Genomic DNA, 16,451 nt, shown 5'->3' on the forward strand with positions numbered 1-16,451 from the left:
ATATGAATATAAACCAGTTTTCCCCATTTGGCTCCATCAAGACTTCACGCCGGCAGTCGATTCCCGGTAAAGCAGCTCGCCCGCCACAAGCAGCTTCTCCATCGGCTCCTGCTTGCTCGCGATTCTGCCGATCAGCCGCTCAACCGCACGTTTGCCGAGCGCTTCCTTCGGCACATGCACCGTCGTCAGCGCAGGCGCCATCCGGTAGGAATCGTCGATGTTATCGAAGCCCGTGACCGATACCTCCCCCGGCACCGAAATGCCAAGCTCCTGCAAGGCATGTACCGCACCGATCGCAATCATATCATTGGCGCAAAGCAGCGCGGTAGGCAAAGCCTTCGCCTTCAGCCGCTTAACAGCCCACTGCTTGATCGGCTCTTGAAAATGCTCATGCTCAAAGCCCTCGACGGGCAGCAGGCAGTCATCGTTTATGCCAAAGCGAGGCGCATTGCCAGCCTGCTCCTCAAGCGCGCTGCGGAAGCCTAAGAAACGATCCTTGAAGCTGCGCGAATAGTTGACGTCGCCGACGAAGCACAGCTGCGAATGCCCCTTGCCGATTAGATGCTTCGTTAGGCGGTACATCGATTCATAATTGTTCGTAAACACCGTATCGCTTGGAATCAGCATATCCTCATGGTCGACCAGCACCATAGGCAAGCCGATCCGGTGCACCTCCAGCAGCAGCGGAGTCGAAATTTCGCCAACGCCAATGAGCCCGAGTATGCCGTTCGGATTCAGAAAATGGAGGAAATGGTCGACGCTCTGCTCCGACACGATAACCATGCCAAAACCATCCTCTTCCAGACGCGACGCGATGCCATCCAAAATCCGTCCCCAATAAAGCGACTCCTTCGTTTGAAATCGAATATTCGGCATAAGCACAAGCACGGACTGTTTGCCCGCTGCTGGCACCTTCGGAAGCTGCTCCAGCTTCATCGTCTTCACGTAAGCATTCTTTTGCGAAAAATATCCCAGCTGTGATGCCGCTTGTATGACCCGCTCCTGTGTCGACTCGCTGACGCCGCCCTTGCCGGAGAGCGCCTTCGAGACGACAAACTTGGATACGCCCAAATAGTCGGCAATTTGCTGCATCGTGACTTTCTTTGACATTGGAGTACTCCACCTTAGCTTTTGGTAATAGTTCTTGCTTTCTTCCATCGTTCATTATATTGATTGAAGACTTCCTGCAAATCAGGCGCAGCGATCCATTCTTGAATGTAATCGCCTGACCAGAAAGCGATTTGCGCCGTATTCGCTATTTCGAGCAATTGATCGTTCGGAACGCGGCGCTCCAGAAACTCGCTGTTGAACGATAAAAACTGCTTGAACTGCGGCAGTGACGGCTGCTTATTCTCAAGGACGGGCAAAAATCCCGAATCATCGACATAACCGGATTCGTTTACGAAAAATTCCACCCAATCCTCAGCCAGCTGCTTGTTGGCGCTGAATTTGCTTACGCCGACAAACCAGTCCGGGCTGAGCGGCGCATAACGCTTCTCGCTGTTATCGTATGGAAACGGGAAAAATCCGATATTTTCTGATTTTGCCCCTGCCGTAATGACCTGGTTGATCACCCAATTCCCCATTAAATACATAGCGGCTCTGCCACCCGCAAGCTCCGTTTTGGACGTCTCCCATTGATTGGAGAGAAGCTGCTTCTCCACATAACCCCGATCAATTAACGTTTTCACAATGGCAATGGCTTGTCCCCATGCGTTGCCAATCGTCCAAGGCTCATCCGTATTCACCATACTATTTAAATAATCGGCATCTCCGGTCATGTAGCTGACCAAATCCTCGCCCCAGGTCATAAGCGGCCACTGCGCGCCATAGTTCAAGTAAACCGGCACGATGCCTGCTTTTTTCAGCTGCTCGCATGCGGCGTAGAACTGTTCCAGCGTCGTCGGAATGTCCTTTATTCCCGCCCTTTTGAAGGCTTCCTTGTTATAAACGATGCCTGTCGTGGAAGCGCCTGTGGCAATGCCAAAGCGCAACCCGGCGTGCGCTTTGAAATCCGCAAAATGAATATGCTCAAACAAGCTGTCGCTAAGCGGCTCAAAATAATCGGGCAAATCCTCATTTTTGATATTGTTTGGCAGCAGCAGCACGTCGCCCAAATTGCGGGTCGACAGACGCACCATAATATCGCTGGCGTAGTTCGTTAAGCCTTCGAACTTCACTGTCACGCCCGGATGAAGCTCAGCGAATCGATCGGCATATTTTTGAAATACGCCATTTTCGATGAGATCGACGCGGTTAGTCAGTACATTAAGTATGACTTCGCTGTCGACCTGCTCCCCTTTGCTTGTGGGCTCCGTCTCTGCATCATGATTGCCCGGAGACTTCTGGCAGCCCGTGAAGCCTATGCCGCACAACAGAACGACAAGCACGAGCATACATGTGTATTTGTTCATTCTGCGTCTCTCCCTAATTCTAATGGAAGCTGTAAAATGACCTCAGTGCCAACATCCCGAACGCTAGCTACCTTTAGCCCATACGCATTTCCGTAGTGGAGCTTAATGCGTTCATTTACGTTTTTCAAGCCGATTCCGCCCGATTTGCGCTTTACGATTTCCTCTGCGCCTGCAAGCGAACGGTTCAATCGATCCAGCGTCTCCTCATCCATGCCCAGCCCGTCGTCTTTGATACGGAGCCATAATCCTTGTGCCGTCCGCTCGCTGCTCATTTCAATTCGCATCAGCAGCTTATTGTCATCCATGCCATGATAGATCGCATTTTCGACAATCGGCTGCAGCACGAGCTTAATGATCGGGTAGCTCCATAGGTCATCTGAGATGCTCGTCTCCAGCTGGAAGCGATTCGGATAACGGTAATTTAGCATTTCCACATAATTGCGCATATGCAGAACCTCGTCTTCAAGCGTCACTTCCTCATGCAAATCGCTTATGCTGTAGCGCAGCAGCTTTCCGAGTATCGCTATCATATCCGCCGCGATCTGATCATCGTTCAGTTCCGCCGCCATTCGAATCGACTCCAGCGTGTTATACATAAAATGCGGGTTGATTTGGCTTTGCAGCGCATGCAGCTCGGCTTCCTTCTTCTTCGTCTCCATCAAATAAATATCTTGAATGAGGTGGTCAATGCGAACGATCATCCGGTTGAACTGATTGCCAAGCTGCCCTACCTCGTCCCGATATTTCACCTGAAACTGAACGTTGAAGTCGCCCTCCTGCACATTTTTCATCAATCGCATCATTTTGCGGAGCGGATTCGTCAGTGCAAACGAGAAGACCATCGAAATAAAGAGCGCCACGATAATCGTAACAATCGTCGCAATCCAGGTCACATTGCGAATAACGACGGCATCCTTCGTTAGCTCGCTGACCGGAATGGAGGTCATAACCTTCCAATTCGTATTGGGCGAGGTCGTATAAATATAGAGCCGGTTCAAGCCATCACGCTCAAAATAAAAGCTACCTTTTGTCCCCGTTGCCAAACCGACAGTAGGGTCATTCAAAATATTGGTCGCCATACGCTGCTTGTCGCTGTCGTAAACGACATTTCCAAGCTCATCAATAATGACCGATTTGCCGTTTGTTACCTTATCAAGCTCGCTCATTTGGTCCTCGATCACGCTAATATTCGCATCTACCGCAATCATGCCAAGCGGCTTCAGCGATTTATCGATTACTTTGCGCACGACCGTAAACGCGTATTTGACGCTTTGCAAGTTGCTCGTATATTTCTGCGTGCCAAACAGCATCGCCTCGCCGCCCGAGGTGTCAACGCGTTCCCGCCATTTCTCATAGCTTTCCTTCACGTTAAGACGAATACCGCCGCCACCGGTCGAGTAATAGCCGTTGCCGTACTGATCGAATATATAGACCGAATTGGCTCCCCGCTTGATCGTATTGATGAACGATATATTGCCCTCAATGCCCCGCTGGATAGAGAGCAGCAGATCAAAGTCGTCAGGCACCTGATTGTTGTCCCCTGCCGCCGTTTGCCGCTGCTCATAATAGCTGTTCGAGAGAATCAAATTTTGTTTAATATCGTTCTGATACGCGGGAATCGAGGAAATGCGAACCATGTCCTCGATATAATCGTCTACGCGGATCATCATATTTTCCAGCATTTTGGTTGAATAAACGATCGTTTTCTCCTCAATCGAACGGGAGTAATTGCTATAGGAGATGTAGCCAATGAACGACAACGGCAGCGTGATCAGCAGCAAAAATACGATAAACAGCTTTCTTTCCATCCGCATGCCGCCAAGAGCCGACCATAAGCGCCACAATCCTTTTTTTAAACTCATCCTCATAATCCCCTATTCTAGATGGCAGGCATAACATTTCCGCCGTTTACAGGAATGTAGGCGCCTGTAATGAAGCTGGCTAAATCAGAAGCCAAGAAAGCGACCGTATTGGCAATTTCTTGATCGGTCCCTCTGCGTTTGAGCGGTACGTTTTGGGAATAGGCATTGTTCTCCTCCGTGCCGCTCGCGCGATCGCGATCGCTAATGGTCCACCCTGGCGCAACCTGGTTAACGGTAATCTGATGCTCACCGGCTTCCTTCGCCAAGACGCGGTAAACCCCGTCCATGCCGCGTTTTCCAGCCGTATAAGCGGATTGTCCAGCAAAATTTTGCATCGCGCACTCCGTGTTAATGCCAATCACTCTGCCGCCGCCTCTCTCAATCATGGCAGGAACGAACGCTTTAGCCAAAAACACGCTTTGCAGCACGCAGGATTCAAACTGACTTACATAATCGGCTATTGGCTGTTCAAGTATGCTCGTCCATTGGTACTGAATGACCGCATTAGCAACGACGATATCGACATGGCCAAGCTCTTCCGTCACCTTCGCTTTCATTTGGTTGATCTGCTGCTCGCTTGTAACATCCGCCTGCACGATCATCGCGCGTCTGCCGAGAGCCGTAATCTCCTGCTGCAGCTCTCTCGCCTTCGCCTCGTTATTATTGTAGTGCAGCACGATGTTAGCGCCGCAGCCTGCAAGCGTGCGAGCCATTACGCGTCCCAAATCTCCTGTAGCTCCAGTAATTAGTGCCGTTTTATTCGAAAGATTAATTTGCATCGCTCTAGTCACCCTTCTATGTGAATCGTTTTTGTTATATCATTTATTATTAATTATGCTACCAAAAAGTCAACTGTTTTATAAAGCGCATTCAATAATTAATTCCAACTTCACTACAAGTAAATGACACAACGAATTAATTTACAATATGGTTATCTTTACCCTCGCGATTATCGGCTATTTCCTGCAATATTCCTTGTGATTTCGACTATTTTCATGTATATTACAGACTATACGCACACACTAATTATTCACATATGTATTAATAATAACTCTCACTCGGAGGTTATCCATTGAAAATCGACCTATCAGAGCAAAGCTTGCCTATTTTTGAGGCCATATCAAGCAACGTTCGAATCCAAATGATTCATTTGCTTTCCAAAAAATCAATGAACATTCGCGAGCTTGCCGAAGCATTAGGCTTAAGCAGCGCGATTATGACTATGCATGTCAAAAAGCTGGAGAAGGCGGGCATCATCCGCTCCGAAATGACACCCGGCAAAGGCGGCGCCGCACAGAAGGTGTGCTCCCTTAGCATGGATGGACTTGAAATCGCTTTTCCCCGCAAGGACGTCGTCCATCGCGAATCCAGAAGGACCGAGGTATCGATCGGCCATTATACCGATTTGAATATCGTACCTACTTGCGGGATCTGTACGACCGAGAACGTGATCGGCATTTTTGACGATCCGCGCTATTTTCTTGATCCGGACCGCGTCAACGCCAAAATATTATGGTTCTCGCAAGGCTATATCGAATACAAAATTCCAAACTTCCTATTAAGCAGCGAAAGTCCGGATGAGCTCGAAATCTCGATGGAAATTTCGTCGGAGGCCCCCCTCACCAATATGAACTGGCCATCGGACCTTACGTTCTTCTTCAATGGCGTGAACGTTGGCATGTGGACGAGCCCCGCCGATTACGGCGGCAAGGGCAAGCTCAATCCGCCCTGGTGGTTCGATGATGTCAACCAATTCGGATTATTGAAGCGGCTTATCATTAAGAAAGACGGCACCTACATGGACGGCCTTAAGCTCTCCAACGTGAGTCTGGACCAGATCGATATCAGCAACAGCCACTGGACGTTCCGTATCGCGATTCTTGAGGATGCCGAGCATATCGGCGGCGTCACGTTATTTGGCTCAGGCTTCGGCAATTACAATCAGGACCTTATCTTCAAGCTGTATTACACGAAGCTGGCTCAAGAGGATCGGACGCTGGCATAACCAAATCATTTGGAGAAGCCCCCTTTGCAGGGAGCTTCTTTTTATTTGCCTGCGATAGAACGATTGGATAATCTTATACAAAAGTTCTATCAAAACTGAGAAAAAAAGGGTTGTTTTCGCATGAAAACAATGCTACTATCTTAAACATACAATTCCAGTAGGAATAATACGCTAAATCTCAAAACCATTTCAACCGGACAGCCGGAGAGATCGCTCGTTGCGATAGCTCCGGCTGTTTTTTATGTTCCATATGCTGAAATGCTATGCCCATCTCACGAAAGGAAGGCAAACACAATGTCCATGAAACGGCATGAGCAAGATGAGGGAAGCTCCTTTCCAGGCAAAACCTACGTAGAAGCCGTACTTTCGCCAGCTTATGATCAAGCGAAGCAGCAGCTGCTTCAGCCGATGATTGCCGTGCATAAAGCCCATCTCATTATGCTCTTTGAACAAGGGCTGCTAACGAAGGGCGAAGCCCGCCAAATCGCAAACGCCTTGTTAACGATAAATCTAGAGCAGCTGCGCATAGGGACATATAACGGGCAATTTGAGGATTTGTTTTTTGAGGTTGAGCACAAGCTTCTGGAGCTGTCGGATGAAGCGTCGGGCAGCTTGCATCTGGCACGCAGCCGCAACGATATGGGGATAGCCATATACCGGATAACGCTCCGCGAAAAGCTGCTTAGATCAATCGGATCAGCGCTTGGGCTGCATGCGAGCCTGCTTGAGCTAGCCAAGAAGCATACGGATACGATCATGATTGCGCATACGCATACGCAGCAAGCGCAGCCGACGACACTCGCCCACTATATCGCAGCGGTGACCGATTCGCTGGCTCGGGATATTCAAAGGCTGCAAGCTGCCTATGCAAACTGCAATTTAAGCAGCATGGGTGCTGCTGCATTAACAACGTCCGGCTTTGCCATCAGCCGGGAGCGCGTAGCAGCGCTGCTTGCCTTTGACGGGCTGATCGAGAATGCCTATGATGCGGTAAGCGGCGCCGACTACGCAGGCGAGATCGCCTCAGCCACGCAGCTCGCCGCCATTAATCTAGGCCGGTTCACGCAAGAGCTGCTGCTGTGGTGCACGCAGGAATTTGCCGTCATCCAAGTAGCCGCCCCCTACGTTCAAATCAGCTCCATCATGCCGCAAAAAAGAAATCCGGTTTCTATCGAGCATATTCGCTCCCTTCTATCCAGCATTGCGGGCAATGCGCAAACGGTGCTTACGATGATTCACAATACGCCGTTTGGCGATATCGTCGATACCGAGGACGATATGCAGCCCTATGCGTGGAAGAGCTTAGATACGCTCGAGGTCGTTTATCGGCTGTTGTCCAAAGTCATTTCTACCTTGCATATCAGGGAGGACGTGCTGAGCAAACGAGCTGCCGAAAGCTTCGCGACCGTTACGGAGCTGGCAGATACGCTCGTTAGAGAAGAAGGCTTATCCTTTCGCAAAGCGCATTCGGTCGTAAGCAAGCTCGTCACCCTTGCTGCTGAGCGGGGCGATCACGTAAGCGATTTGAGCCTTCAATCGCTCAATGAGGCGGCGATTAAGACGATTGGCATCCCGCTTAGGCTAAGCGAGAAGCAGTTGAAGCAAGCGCTGGACCCTTACCATTTTGTGCAAATTCGCACGCTCCGGGGCGGGCCTAGTCCATCCGAAATGAATCGTTCGTTAAATGCCCAGCAAAAACGGCTGAACGACCTGAATCTTTGGCTTAAAGAACGCGCCGACAGACTTGAGGCTGCGGCAGCGGAGCTGAATTTCATTTTATCGAATTGGCTAATCAAGGAATTATGAATGGAGTGAGCTTATGTTTCGTAACCCCTTTAAAGTGTTTGATATTCACGGACATCTCCCCTACCGGCTGCTGCTCGGCGGCATTAACAGACATGAGTTGATTTCGCGCTATGGAGCGGAGCGAAGCGAGAGGATGAGGCTGACGTGGGACTTTCCCGAAGCTGCGCCTGTCGGTTCTAACGCGGATAATGACACGACCCCTTTAATTGATCGCTGGGTTGAGGAGCTCGACAAATACGGGATAGGCGGCCTCAACTTCCTTACTGCGCTAGACAATGACAACATGGCTGCTCAGCTTGCCAGACATCCCGATCGCTTCACCGGCTTTGCGTATCATTCCATTGAAGAAGAAGGTGCGGAAGCGGAGCTGCGCCGAGCAGTCAACGAGCTTGGGCTAAAGGGCTATAAGCTGTTCGGTCCGCTCACGTCGATTCCCTTCGATGATCCGTCGCTCACTCCCATATGGACCTTTCTCGCAGAGAAACGGCTGCCCGTGCTCATTCATTTCGGCTTGCTCGGACATGCGGGAGGGATCGCGCATCATCCGAACATAAGCCCATTGGCTATCTTTAATACCGCTCGCAGCTTCCCCGATATTCCGTTTATAATTCCTCACTTCGGGGCGGGATATTTTCAAGAGCTGCTTCATCTGTGCTGGAGCTGCCCGAACGTCTTTATCGATACATCCGGCTCCAATCAATGGATGCGCTGGATGCCCTATGAGCTGACCTTGGAATCGGTGCTGCGCAAAACCTATGAGCTCATCGGGCCGGAACGGATCATTTTCGGGACAGATGCAAGCGGGTTTCCTAGAGGCTACCCTTATCGGTATTTGCAGGACCAGGTTCGCGCTTGCCGCGAGCTGCGATTCAGCGAGACTGATATTGAGAACATATTTGGCAATAACGCTAGGCGGCTGCTCGGACTCGCGCTGCCCCATGGCAAGCCCGCGCAGCAGTCAGGCAAAGCCGAGCAAGCTTAATCGCTGCATACAAAAAGAGGAGTGGGTATTTGATGAAAAACAAAAAATGGACGACGTTAATGACAGGTCTGCTCATTATTATTGCCTTAACCGGCTGCGGCAGCGGAAACAATAGCAGCAAGGAGCAGGCAAACGCCGAAAAGGAAAATAAGACGGATAGCTCGAGCCCTCCAGAGACGCAAGCAACGGATAAAAAGGTAACGATTGAATACTGGCAATATGAATTCCCTGCCAAGGTTGAGCTTATTAACGAACTCATCAAAGAATTTCAAACCACGCATCCGAACATTACGGTAAAACAAACCAACTTCCCATATGACCAATACAATCAGAAGGTTGCGACGCTAGTTCCCGCAGGCAAAGGCCCTGATATTATCAACCTGTATTATGGATGGCTGCCAAAATACGTTGCCTCCGGCTATTTGCAGCCGCTGCCTGAGGACGTATTCTCCACAGCAGAAATCGAAAGCAACTTCTATCCTTTGGTAAATGCCGCCAAAATCGACGGCTCCTATTACGCGATACCTACCGCTGTAAGAACGCTCGCGCTTTTCTACAATAAAGACCTGTTGTCCAAAGCCCAAATTACCGAGCTGCCGACAACTTGGGAGCAGCTCGTCGATGTATCCAAGAAGCTGACGGAAACGGATGCCAAAGGGCAGTTTGTCGTAGAGGGCTTCGCTTGGGAGCCTGGCGCGCAGCTTCACCATTGGTACCGTGACGGCTTGCTTCACCAAGCCGGAGGGCAGGATTTGAGCGAAGATCGCCGTCGAATCTTATGGGCAGAGACGCCAGCCGGACTTGAGGCGTTCCAGTACTTGATCGATTTTGCGATTAAGCATAAGGTCGGCATTAACGGCTTCTACGAGAACGACAGCAATGCCTTTATGACCGGCCATGCAGCCATAAACGTTGACGGCTCCTTCCGGCTGGGCTCGATTAAGAAGGATTTCCCTGATCTCAACTACGGCGTTGCCCCGCTTCCGTCATACAAAAGCAAGTCCGCGCCTTCTTCCTTCTGGGCGAATGCGATCCCCAAAAATGTCGAGGGCGACAAACTGAAAGCCGCTTCCGAGTTTTTGAAGTTCTTGACCAGCAAAGAGGTTCAAGAGAAATGGGTCGAGAAGATCGGCGAGCTGCCAGCGCAGAAAGCGGTGGCGACACAGGATAAATATGTTAGCGACGAGAAGCTTGGCCCGTTCATCTCCCAATTGGATGACAGCCGCGCGCATTTCTTCATCGACGAAACGCAGGAGAAGACGCTGTTTGTTGATGCGACAAATGAAGTGCTGCTGAACAACGTGCCCGTGGAGAAAGCCTTTCAGGATCTTGTAGCCAAGACGCAAAAGCTATATGACGATTATTGGGCATCGGTCGACAAGAAGTAACCGGCTGCCTTGGCAGGAGCGCCTAGCCTAGTGCGGGCGCTCCATTTTGTAAGGAGAGGGAGGCGAAATTCATTATGCTGGAGCATGCCCTGCGTATAACCGCGCGCAAAAGCCGCGAGCTGCTTCGTGTACGGCTTAACTACCGAACGCAGCGTTATTTGTTTATCTATATCGTCCTCGGCATTCCCCTGCTCTACTTTTTGAGCACACGGTTGCTGCCGATCCTCTATGCCTTCAACGTGAGCGTGCGCGAATGGGATTTATTGTCCTCCGATAAGCCCTACGTTGGATTCGCTAATTTCAGTGCCTTGTTCAGTGACGAAATCTTTCTGCGGTCGATCGTCAATACGTTTAAGTTCGTCCTGCTTGGCGTTCCCGGACAGCTGCTTGTCGGTCTAATCGTCGCCCTTCTGCTGCATAACGTGCAGCGCCTTCGCGGGCTGTTCCGCACGGTGTACTTCATTCCTTACGTGACAAGCATCATCGCTGTCAGCTGGGTATTTCGCTGGATTCTTATGCGCAATGGCTGGTTAAATGAAACGCTCTTAAGCCTAGGCTTCGAACCGCAATTGTTTTTGCAATCGCCCCGCCAAGCCTTGTTTCTCATTACCTTGACGATGATTTGGCAAAGCACCGGCTTTCAAATGCTCATCTTTATGACCGGCTTGGAGGCCATTCCGAAAATGTATTATGAAGCTGCTGCTATCGACGGCGCCGGAGCTTGGCGGAAATTCCGCCATATTACCTTGCCGCTGCTTAACCCCGTTATCGTATTTTCCGCCGTCATTGGCGTTATTTCCTATTTGCAATCGTTCGGGCAGGTGCTGAGCATGACGAATGGCGGGCCGCTTAATGCAACGACTACCATGGTGCTTCACATCTACAATTTAGCGTTTCAACAGTTTAAGATGGGGAGCGCAGCAGCTGCTACCGTCGTCTTGTTCGTCGTGATTTTGGCGCTTACCCTGCTGCAATTAAAAGTGTTGAATAAAAAAGTGGAATATTGACGGGAGGCTGATTTCGTGAGCTCATCAAAGGTTAACAGGACGCACGCCAAGTCCCCCGCAGTAAGGCTTCGTACGTCGATCATCTACCTGCTGCTTGCGGCTGGCGTCTTTATTATGCTGTTTCCGTTTTTATGGATGGTCGCCACCTCCTTTAAGCTCCCCCAGGATGTTTATAATCTGCGGCTCATTCCAGAGACGATTACTTTTGACAACTATGCCGCTATTTTCGAAAAAGCTCCTTTTGGCGCATGGATCAAAAATACGCTGATCATTTCCCTCATCGCTACCAGCACCGTTCTGATCTTTGATACGGCGGCGGGTTATGTGCTCGCCAAATTTTCGTTCGCAGGCAAGCAGCTTATTTTTTTGCTCATCATCAGCACCTTGATGGTACCTACGGAGATGCTCATTATTCCTTGGTATTTGATCGCGAACGATTTGGGCTGGTCCGACACCTACTGGGGAGTGCTGTTCCCCGGCATTATTACCGCCTTCGGCATCTTTCTGATGCGGCAGTTTATGGACTCCATCCCGTCGGATTTGCTCGATGCGGCACGTATTGATGGGCTGAACGAGTGGCGCATCCTGCTCCACATCGCGATTCCTCTAGTGAAACCGGCTATCGTGACGCTCGTCATTCTTACTTTTATAGGCAACTGGAATCAGTTTATTTGGCCGCTAATCGTGCTCCAGACGGAAGCGAAGTTTACGCTGCCCGTCGGCATCGTTTATTTCTCCAGCGAGTTGAAGGATACGAGCAATTGGATACTCATTATGGCAGGAACGACGATTTCCATCGCGCCGCTTATTATTCTTTTTCTTATTTTTCAAAAGCAAATCATTCGCGGAATCGCACTCAGCGGGATGAAATAACAGGCAAAGGTGATGAGAATGAGCAAATCAAACCGCCGAATGATCCTGAATTTATTTTTGCAAAATGCAGGCTCGCATAAAGGGGCTTGGCGCCATGAGAGCACGAGGCTTAGCGAGCTGCATGACATCAACCATCTTCTACGGATCGCCAAAAAAGCGGAAGCCGCCCGGATTGACTCGCTTTTTATCGCGGACGGTCTGTCTATTGAAACAAAAGCCGTTCAGCATGGCCCGATCCTTGGTTTCGAACCGTTGACCCTCTTATCGGCGATCGCTGTCGTAACCGAGCGGATCGGCTTGATTGCTACCGTTTCGACTAGCTTTAGCGAGCCTTATAACGTGGCAAGACTATTTGCTTCACTCGATCATATTAGCGGCGGCCGCGCCGGATGGAACATCGTGACGACAGGCGTTGAACGCACAGCCTTTAACTTCGGCCTGAAGGAGCTTCCTGCCCATACGAAACGGTACGAGAGAGCACGGGAATTTACCGAGGTTGCGCTAAAATTATGGGAGAGCTGGGAGGCTGACGCGCTGGTTCAGGATAAAGCATCCGGCGTATATGCCGATGCAGGCAAGGTTCATGACATCAAGCATGAAGGCGCTTATTTCTCCGTTCGCGGGGCGTTAAACATGATGCGATCCCCGCAAGGGAGACCGCTGCTCATTCAAGCCGGGGCTTCCGAGGAGGGCAAAAGCTTAGCGGCGCAATATGCCGAGCTTATCTTCACGGTTCAGCGCACCTTTGAGGATGCGCAGCTTTTTTATGCGGATATCAAAGCAAAGACGGCAAGGGCCGGTAGGTCCCCGGATGATATTAAAGTATTACCAGGCCTTCATGTCATCGTCTGCGAGACAGAAGAAGAAGCCAAGCAAAAAGCGAGCGAGCTTCGGCAGCTTGGCTCAATCGAACGTGCCGTCATGTCCCTCTCCAACCTGCTAGGCATCGACTTCTCGGCGTATGGTCTGGACGATCCTTTTCCCGAGCTGCCCGAGCTGAGCGAGGTCAATGCTTACCAATCCTTTTACCAGATGGTAAAAAAAATCGTGGAGCAAGAGAAGCCGACGCTTAGAGAGCTGCTTGATAAGTACTGGGTAGGAAATGGCCAGTTAAGCATCGCAGGTACGCCGCAGCAGGTTGCGGATGTGATGGAAGATTGGTTCGTAAATGGGGCTGCGGATGGCTTCAGCGTCATGCCTCAGCTGGCTTTTGGCGGAACGGAAGCCTTCCTCGATCTAGTCGTACCCGAGCTGCAGCGCAGAGGGCTGTTCCCTACTGAATATTCCGCTCGGACGCTGCGTGAAAATTTGGGGTATAGCGTTCTATGATGGGAGGTAACCAAAGTGACCGATTCGAGAGATTTAAACGATCTCAATGCGCATCTGCTTGTCGATCCTAGCTGGGTAGAAAAACATAGAAGAAACCCCGATATCATCCTGCTTGATGCCAGAGCCAAAGGTTATGCGGCAGGCCATATTCCCGGTGCCCACTGGATTGATGTCAAAGCCTTAAAAGATAATACGTCCCACACCTTTGCAGCCGTAGATGCTTTAAGAGCTGTGTTAGAGAAATGTGGAGTAAGCAGCGGTGCAACGATCGTTGTGTATGATGAGGGAAACAGCGTGCTGGCGACACGCCTCTTCTATGTCCTGGAGTATTATGGGCTGCGAGATCAAGTGAAGCTGCTTAATGGCGGCTTTGCCGCTTGGACTGCTGCGGGCAAAGAGGTATCGGCCGAAGTGCCGGATGCAGAAGAGGGAACGCTTGCCCTATTCGCCGAACCACTGCTCGTTGTCACGAAGGAAGACATTCAAGCCGGGCTTAAAGATAGCCTCCTGCTTGATACTCGATCCGCCTTAGAGTATGCCGGAGCTGATCTTCGGTCTAATCGCAAGGGAGGACATCTACCCGGGGCCATACATAAGGAATGGAAGGAAGCGCTTGGGGCAGCCGATACAGACGGCGTGGTCCGTTTCAAGGATGCTCTTACCTTAAAGCAAGAATTTGCAGATGCAGGCATAAATCCGGCAAAAACAATCGTTCCTTATTGCCAGTCCAATCAACGCGGTGCCCATACTTATTTTGTATTGCGTTTGATTGGATATCCTGATATCCGTCCCTATGAAGGTTCATGGGAGGAATGGGGAAATGATGAGGATACGGAGGTCACGAGGCTGTAATAACGAAAGAGGAGAAGAGGGCGTTGGCGCCCTCTTCTCCTCTTTTCGTTATTACACGGACTACACATCAACTATTAATAAAGTGATTTCAATGCAGTCGTATCATAGTCACGCAGCTCATTCGTACGATCATCGCGTATTTTAACGGCCCATTCGGGATCTGCCAGCAGCGCTCTGCCTACGGCGACCAGATCAAACTCCTCATTTTCAAGCCTTTCAATTATTCCCGCAAGGGAAGCCGGCTGCGCGGCATCTCCGCTGCTGCTTCTAAACTCATTGTCGAGGCCGACAGAGCCTACCGTTATCGTCGGTTTTCCTGACAGTTTTTTTGTCCAGCCTGCCAAATTCAGTTCAGAGCCTTCAAATTCAGGCTCCCAGTAACGCCGTGTCGAGCTATGAAAAACATCGACTCCCGCATCTACGAGCGGCGTCAAAAATTGCGAAAGCTCCTCAGGCGTCTCGGTCAGCCTTGCGGTGTAATGGTTAGCTTTCCACTGCGAGAATCGGAGCACAATCGGAAAATCGTCCCCTACGGCTCGGCGGCAAGCCTCTACAACCTCAACGGCGAATCGCGTTCGCGAAGCAAGATCGCCGCCGTAACGGTCGGTGCGCTTATTCGTTTTGTCCCAGAAAAACTGATCGATTAAATAACCGTGCGCTCCATGAAGCTCGATGCCGTCAAATCCGATTTTTGCTGCGTCTGCCGCAGCCTGCGCGTAAGCGGCGATAACATCCGCGATTTCACTTTCCGTTAGCGGCTCCGTTATCTTCTCGCCTGCCAGATTCAATCCCGAAGGCCCGATTGGCAAAGCTTCCGGATTAGGAAGATCGCCGATTTTGCGCGTCAATCCGATATGCCAAAGCTGAGGAATGATTTTGCCGCCTGCCTCATGCACAGCGTTTACGACGTTAGACCATTGATTCAAGGCTGCCTCACCGTGAAAGTTCGGCCAATTGGGACTCGCCGCCGCAGCGGGATGATTAATCAGCGTGCCTTCGGTGACGATTAGACCAACCCCATTCTCCGCCCGGCGGCGATAATAAGCGGCAACGTCCTCTCCAGGCACTCCGTTCGGGGAATATCCTCTAGTCATCGGCGCCATCACTATTCGATTAGCAACCTCTAGCTTCTTTGATTTAAAAGGCTTAAACAACGATTCAACCGATACTTCGTTTTTGGCATTAGACATTTGGATTCCTCCCATGTATTTGGTATCGATACGATTTTTATCTTAACACTATTCCATAATACCATTTATTCCCGTGTAATCCCAGTACTTTAATTGCAATAAAAGCGACTCATCGCTTTGAAGAACTGCCTAGGATTATATAACCGCCACGCGATAGCTATCTGAACATGTAAACGTCATGACGGCACCCCTAAACTATCTGCTCGCTCATTTAGCTGGATCGCTTACTCCGAGATGTTACTTGTCTAACGTGCGCGCAGCAGCAGCATTTGCCGTCACGGGACTGCAAGCAAACTAACTTAACGGGAATTTCTCCCGCTAAATCGCCCTATGAATACGCCGTTTCTGCAATTACATGGAAATTCTCCTGCTAATTCCTCGTATTTCTCCCGATTTAGGCGTTTCGCGTAAAATTAACGGGAGGTTTTCCAGTTAAGTGGCCAGATGAGCTTCATTCGGCGATATTAACGGGAGGTTTTCCTGTTAATTTGGTTTTCTGAGGTTACAGTAACAACCACAACCGCATGCTACTTGCCCAACGTCCGCGCAGCAGCATTCGTCGTCGAAGAAGCGCCCAAGTAAACTAACTTAACGGGAATTTCTCCCGCTAAATCGCTCAATGAATGCGCCGTTTCTGCATTTACATGGAAATTCTCCTGCTAATTCCTCGTATTTCTTCCGATTTGGGCATTTCGCGTAAAATTAACGGGAGGTTTTCCAGTTAAGTGGCCGGATGAGCTTCA

At 50.3% G+C, this 16,451-nt stretch carries 13 protein-coding genes; 8 read left to right on the forward strand and 5 right to left on the reverse strand.

The genetic code is table 11. The features are described from left to right. Positions 1-36: 36 nt before the first annotated feature. From A7975_RS15210 to A7975_RS15225, 4 genes are read right to left on the reverse strand one after another with little or no spacing between them, the layout of a single operon-like run. A complete protein-coding gene (locus tag A7975_RS15210) occupies positions 37-1,110 on the reverse strand; it encodes a LacI family DNA-binding transcriptional regulator (protein ID WP_065385635.1) in 1,074 nt (357 codons plus the stop codon). Between the two features lie 14 nt (positions 1,111-1,124). Further along, a complete protein-coding gene (locus A7975_RS15215; RefSeq protein WP_065385636.1) occupies positions 1,125-2,414 on the reverse strand; it encodes an ABC transporter substrate-binding protein in 1,290 nt (429 codons plus the stop codon). Further along, positions 2,411-4,276 (reverse strand): cache domain-containing sensor histidine kinase, encoded by a 1,866-nt coding sequence (locus tag A7975_RS15220; protein WP_065385637.1) that lies wholly within the window; start codon positions 4,274-4,276, stop codon positions 2,411-2,413. Before A7975_RS15220 ends, A7975_RS15215 begins: the two co-directional genes overlap by 4 nt. A gap of 17 nt (positions 4,277-4,293) precedes the next feature. Further along, positions 4,294-5,055: an SDR family NAD(P)-dependent oxidoreductase gene (locus A7975_RS15225; protein ID WP_065385638.1), complete on the reverse strand. Its 762-nt coding sequence runs from the start codon at positions 5,053-5,055 to the stop codon at positions 4,294-4,296. Positions 5,056-5,348: 293 nt separating this feature from the next. Here A7975_RS15225 and A7975_RS15230 point away from each other — a divergent pair, with 293 nt between their 5' ends. The 8 genes from A7975_RS15230 to A7975_RS15265 all read left to right on the forward strand — a co-directional run bounded on the left by A7975_RS15230 (position 5,349) and on the right by A7975_RS15265 (position 14,518). Continuing rightward, positions 5,349-6,281, forward strand: a complete 933-nt coding sequence (locus A7975_RS15230) for an ArsR/SmtB family transcription factor (protein WP_053372304.1) — start codon at positions 5,349-5,351, stop codon at positions 6,279-6,281. A 294-nt stretch (positions 6,282-6,575) separates the two neighbouring features. Then, positions 6,576-8,087, forward strand: a complete 1,512-nt coding sequence (argH, locus tag A7975_RS15235; RefSeq protein ID WP_082198207.1) for an argininosuccinate lyase — start codon at positions 6,576-6,578, stop codon at positions 8,085-8,087. Positions 8,088-8,100: 13 nt separating this feature from the next. Next, positions 8,101-9,069 (forward strand): amidohydrolase family protein, encoded by a 969-nt coding sequence (locus A7975_RS15240; RefSeq protein ID WP_065385639.1) that lies wholly within the window; start codon positions 8,101-8,103, stop codon positions 9,067-9,069. A gap of 32 nt (positions 9,070-9,101) precedes the next feature. Then, positions 9,102-10,457: a sugar ABC transporter substrate-binding protein gene (locus A7975_RS15245; protein ID WP_065385640.1), complete on the forward strand. Its 1,356-nt coding sequence runs from the start codon at positions 9,102-9,104 to the stop codon at positions 10,455-10,457. Between the two features lie 74 nt (positions 10,458-10,531). After that, positions 10,532-11,464, forward strand: coding sequence for a carbohydrate ABC transporter permease (locus A7975_RS15250; protein WP_176707733.1), 933 nt, complete (start codon positions 10,532-10,534; stop codon positions 11,462-11,464). A gap of 15 nt (positions 11,465-11,479) precedes the next feature. Continuing rightward, on the forward strand, positions 11,480-12,337 hold the full coding sequence (locus tag A7975_RS15255) for a carbohydrate ABC transporter permease (RefSeq protein WP_065385641.1): 858 nt from the start codon (positions 11,480-11,482) through the stop codon (positions 12,335-12,337). 18 nt (positions 12,338-12,355) lie between these two features. Further along, complete coding sequence (locus A7975_RS15260; protein WP_065385642.1) at positions 12,356-13,666, forward strand: LLM class flavin-dependent oxidoreductase; 1,311 nt, start codon at positions 12,356-12,358, stop codon at positions 13,664-13,666. Positions 13,667-13,681: 15 nt separating this feature from the next. Then, a complete protein-coding gene (locus tag A7975_RS15265; RefSeq protein WP_065385643.1) occupies positions 13,682-14,518 on the forward strand; it encodes a sulfurtransferase in 837 nt (278 codons plus the stop codon). 74 nt (positions 14,519-14,592) lie between these two features. Here A7975_RS15265 and A7975_RS15270 read toward each other — a convergent pair whose 3' ends face one another. Further along, entirely contained in the window at positions 14,593-15,708 is a 1,116-nt protein-coding gene (locus A7975_RS15270) for an NADH:flavin oxidoreductase (protein ID WP_065385644.1), read from the reverse strand. Positions 15,709-16,451 lie beyond the last annotated feature (743 nt).

Origin of the sequence: Bacillus sp. FJAT-26390 (assembly GCF_001682865.1) — a bacterium.
Taxonomy (GTDB): domain Bacteria; phylum Bacillota; class Bacilli; order Paenibacillales; family Paenibacillaceae; genus Pristimantibacillus.

Coding starts and splice junctions, on each gene's coding strand:
- A7975_RS15260 (WP_065385642.1), top strand. CDS start 12,356: ATGAGCAAATCAAACCGCCGAATGATCCTGAATTTATTTTTGCAAAAT.
- A7975_RS15225 (WP_065385638.1), bottom strand. CDS start 5,055: ATGCAAATTAATCTTTCGAATAAAACGGCACTAATTACTGGAGCTACA.
- A7975_RS15220 (WP_065385637.1), bottom strand. CDS start 4,276: ATGAGTTTAAAAAAAGGATTGTGGCGCTTATGGTCGGCTCTTGGCGGC.
- A7975_RS15210 (WP_065385635.1), bottom strand. CDS start 1,110: ATGTCAAAGAAAGTCACGATGCAGCAAATTGCCGACTATTTGGGCGTA.
- A7975_RS15270 (WP_065385644.1), bottom strand. CDS start 15,708: ATGTCTAATGCCAAAAACGAAGTATCGGTTGAATCGTTGTTTAAGCCT.
- A7975_RS15215 (WP_065385636.1), bottom strand. CDS start 2,414: ATGAACAAATACACATGTATGCTCGTGCTTGTCGTTCTGTTGTGCGGC.
- A7975_RS15250 (WP_176707733.1), top strand. CDS start 10,532: ATGCTGGAGCATGCCCTGCGTATAACCGCGCGCAAAAGCCGCGAGCTG.
- A7975_RS15240 (WP_065385639.1), top strand. CDS start 8,101: ATGTTTCGTAACCCCTTTAAAGTGTTTGATATTCACGGACATCTCCCC.
- argH (WP_082198207.1), top strand. CDS start 6,576: ATGTCCATGAAACGGCATGAGCAAGATGAGGGAAGCTCCTTTCCAGGC.
- A7975_RS15245 (WP_065385640.1), top strand. CDS start 9,102: ATGAAAAACAAAAAATGGACGACGTTAATGACAGGTCTGCTCATTATT.